This window comes from Lapidilactobacillus gannanensis, from assembly GCF_003946675.1.
Taxonomy (GTDB): domain Bacteria; phylum Bacillota; class Bacilli; order Lactobacillales; family Lactobacillaceae; genus Lapidilactobacillus; species Lapidilactobacillus gannanensis.
This window is the reverse complement of the sequence record NZ_RHOT01000067.1, coordinates 1-4,371: the sequence shown is the minus strand read 5'-3', so window position 1 is coordinate 4,371 and position 4,371 is coordinate 1. Positions and strand designations below refer to the sequence as shown.

General features: G+C 44.6%; 2 protein-coding genes. Both read left to right on the top strand.

The features are described from left to right. Window positions 1-286 precede the first annotated feature (286 nt). Window positions 287-1,783 carry a gluconokinase gene (locus EKM81_RS10925; protein WP_164509308.1) on the top strand — a complete coding sequence of 499 codons (1,497 nt, stop codon included), beginning with the start codon at window positions 287-289 and terminating at the stop codon, window positions 1,781-1,783. 59 nt (window positions 1,784-1,842) lie between these two features. After that, window positions 1,843-4,284: a helicase C-terminal domain-containing protein gene (locus EKM81_RS10920; RefSeq protein WP_225420254.1), complete on the top strand. Its 2,442-nt coding sequence runs from the start codon at window positions 1,843-1,845 to the stop codon at window positions 4,282-4,284. The last annotated feature ends 87 nt before the right edge of the window (window positions 4,285-4,371 follow it).

Here is a 4,371-nt window from a genome sequence, read left to right as displayed (position 1 = left end):
GTGTGGTAACTATAAGAATAGGTCTTCATGGCCTTTTTGGTCTAGTCATTTAGGTGTTGCACTTCAATTTTAAATCCAGCTAACAAAATTAGGTAGCAAATCATATAAGAAATGTATATTCAAGTAACGGTGGTTCAACCTTAGCCAGTTTAGGCGGTGGCAGTCAGCCCGATTGTTTTTGAAGAAAAGCGTTTCTCAGTTACTGTTCCTTGCTGCTCATGTGCTTGCATCTGCTGTCTAAATTCACTAAACTTAATTTATTATGTGGCAATTAGGAGGCAGTGGCATGATTATTGGTCTTGATGTTGGTACCACCAATACAAAGGCAGTTCTTTTTGACCAAACTGGTAAAACTTGGGCTAGCGCTAAAAGTGGCTATGCATTGGCCCAACGTCAGCCTGGCTATGCTGAACAGGACCCCGTGGCAATTTTAGCTGCTGTCAAACAAACCGTTCAACAAGTTGGGCAACAAGCACAACAAGCGGGCTGGCCAATTGAAGCCTTAGTAATTTCCACAGCGATGCACAGTGTTTTGCTTTTAGACCAGCAGCACCAACCTTTGACCCCAGTTATAACTTGGGCTGATAATCGTAGTGCCGCGATTGCACACGAATGGCAACAAGATCAACAGGCAACCGCGATTTATCAACGAACTGGTACCCCAGTTCACCCGATGACACCACTATGCAAATTACGCTGGCTGCAATTACGACAACCGGCTTTGTATCAAAGTGCCAGCTACATCAGTGATCTGAAAAGTTACCTTTGTTGGCACTTAACGCAAGAATTTGTGATTGATACTTCCCTTGCTAGTGCGACTGGCTTATATAACTGGCAGCGCGAAGCTTGGGATGATGCCTTGCTAGACTTACTCCAAATAACGCCACAGCAAATGCCTAAGATTGTACCAATTACGCAACAATTATCCTTAACACAACAAATGGCCACTGCCCTATCCTTACCAACAAATCTCCCCATTGTTGTCGGCGCTAGTGATGGTGCTTTATCTAACTTGGGGTTAGCAACCAGTCAAGCCGAACAAATTGCTCTGACCATTGGTACTAGTGGAGCGGTAAGAATAATTAGTGAGCAGCCACATTTAGATCCGGCTGGTCGCCTGTTTTGTTACCAGTTACGGAAAAATCAATGGTTAATTGGTGGCCCCGTCAATAACGGTGGGCTTGTTTTGCAGTGGGCTGAGCAGAACTTGGCCACACCGACAACCAAACATTATCAACCACTTTGGCAAATGGCGTCAGAAAGTCCAGCTGGTGCTCATGGTTTATTATTTTATCCTTATTTAAATGGAGAGCGTGCGCCATTATGGGATGCAACGGCTAGCGGAAGTTTTATTGGTTTGACCCAACGTCATCAACGTGCCGACATGCTACGTAGTGTTTTAGAAGGCGTGACTTTAAATTTATCAGTCGTTTACCAACAAATCACAGCCCTAACTGGCCCAGTGACTGCCATTCATGCCGCTGGTGGCTTTGCTCAATCAACGCTATGGTGTCAATTAGTCGCTGATGTTTTTGGCCAAAATGTTGTGATTCCCACCCAAGTTGAAAGTTCCAGTCTTGGTGCCGCAATTGTCGGCTGGCAAAGTTTGCGGAATGATCCGAATTTTAGCATCCCCTTACAATCGACGCGTAACTATCAGCCACAACCTGAAAATCAGCAAATTTATCAGGAACTACTACCACTTTGGCAAAAGCTGGGGCAAAATTTAACACAACAATATCAAACTATTGCTCATTGGCAACAGCACTTAGATAACCAGTAACTAGCTAAACTGCAGTCATTCTTCACTAACAATACTACCTGTGACCAACGGCAGTCAGCATGATTAAGGAAATAACGATGGTTAAAAAAATTGGCATTCGCGAACTCATTGAGTTCACTTTAAAATCAGGTGACCTAACGCCAACTCGCACTAGTAATAATACCGCTATGTTAGGGGCCCGGATTCACCGCAAACTTCAAAAACAAGCTGGCCCAGATTATCAAAAAGAAATTCATTTAAAATATCAAACCAAACTTGATCACGTCGACTATCAAATAGAAGGACGCGCTGATGGGGTCATCATTGATCCCGATACGCATGCTGTGATGGTCGATGAAATTAAAACATCAGAACCGGCATTCGCTGAGCTGACCAACGACGCCTTAACTCGTTATTGGGGCCAAGCCAAATTCTACGCGTGGTTGTTGGCTGAACAGCAGGATGTATCCGAAGTGACTGTCCAATTGACCTACTTTCAAACCACCACGGAAATCATTACCCGTAAACAAGAAGTCTGGCAGCGACCGCAGCTAAAAGAGTTTGTTGACCAAGTTTTGCAAGAATTCGAATTTTGGCTCCATTTGCGTTCCAGTTGGGACAAGCAGCGCAATGATGCTGCTGAAAAACTGACTTTTCCCTACCCTAAATTCCGCGCCAGTCAACATCAGTTTGCCGGAGTTGTTTATAAAACAATCGCCGCCCATAAAATTCTGCTAGCGGAGGCGCCAACTGGCACTGGTAAAACAATTGCCACGCTATTTCCAGCGGTCAAATCACTGGCAAGCGGCTTAGGGCAACGGATTTTTTACTTAACGGCTAAAAATAGCACTCGCCAAGTAGCTGAAAAAACTGTTGCGGCCTTGAACGACCATGGTGCCAAGTTAAAGTGTGTGACAATCACAGCCAAAGACAAAATTTGCTTTCAAACAGCTGCTGATTGTCCCCCAGGTAATTGCCCTTACACCGACGGTTACTACAATCGTAATAAGGATGCCTTAAAGGACCTCTTTGCTCACGAAGATATTTGGGACCGGGCAACGATTGAACGTTACGCAAAAAAGCACACAATTTGTCCTTTTGAATTCAGCCTTGATGCGAGCTTGCTGGCTGATGTGGTCATTGGTGACTATAATTATCTCTTTGATCCCCGCGTTTACCTGCAACGCTTCTTTGCTGATCCAGAACCAGGTAATATTTTTTTGATTGATGAGGCTCACAATTTAGTTAGTCGTGGTCGCGATATGTATAGCAGTCAGCTGAATGAAGACTTATTAAAACCGCTGCTAAAGGCAATTCGCGGACATCGTAGTACCGCTGTCCAGAAACTTCGCCACGGGCTTAAACCATTACAAACTGCTTTTAAGTCATTGGATGATTTATTCGATGCTGACGACGTGCCAGTAGTGCTTGCCGAACCAGATGAAGATTGGCTTGATAATTTGTACCAAGCCTTAGATTTACTAACAAAATGGCTCCAAGACTTTCAGCAATCCGAATTTTTAGAGTCTGTTTTGGATGTTTTCTTTGCGCTGAATGCCTTCTTGAAGATATTTGATTTTTATGGGCCTAATTATCAAACCATTGTTACCAAAAAACCAACGCGCCAATTAACCTTACAATGTCTCGATCCTAGTGAGTACTTGCAGGATTCGTTGCATAAGGGCGATGCTAGCATCCTGTTCTCAGCAACTTTAACCCCACTGACCTACTATCAGGAAACCTTAACTGCTAAGGATCCTGACAGTTTAGTTTACCGGATTCAATCGCCTTTTCCCTTAGCACACCAATTGTTAGTCTGCACCAATTATATTCAGACCACTTACCGCCAACGAGCCGCCAACTTACCCAATATTGTGGCGGCTTTAGGTAGTTTAGCCCAAGGAAAAATTGGCAATTATTTAGTTTTTCTACCTTCATATGGTTTTCTCGACCAAGTGCTAACTGCCTTCCGAGCAACGTTTCCTGAAATCAAAACCACCGAGCAAATCAGCGGTGCCACTGAGGCTGAGCGTCGCGCATTTTTGGCTCAGTTTACCAGCGATCCTAATGAGACCTTGGTTGGCTTTGCTGTACTTGGCGGTGCTTATTCAGAAGGAATCGACCTGCAAGGCAACCGCTTAATTGGTGTGGCCATTGTTAGTGTTGGCCTCCCTGGCTTAAGCCTTGAGAACAATCTCCTAAAAGACTACTACCAAGTTAAAAACCAACAAGGTTATGCCTATGCGTATCAACTCCCGGGCTTTAATAATGTCCTCCAAGCCAGTGGCCGTGTTATCCGTGGTGAACAGGATCGTGGCGTGATTCTACTAATCGATCAACGTTTCGCCAGTTCCCGTTACCGTCAACTCTTCCCACCACACTGGCAAAATTTCCGTTTAGCTGACGGACCTGCCAGCTTAGACCGTTTAATTGACAGCTTCTGGGAAGAAAAATCCGACCGCAAATTGCAAGTGCAAGTTAGCCAGCGCAGGCGAAGACAGCTGGCGGAAAGGTTTCAGTGAGTTTCAATTGAAGAAAGCTAAGCAGTATGAACCTTGCGAGCACGCTTGACTTCTCTTTCAAAAGCTTCGGCTGGTGTTTTGAACTTT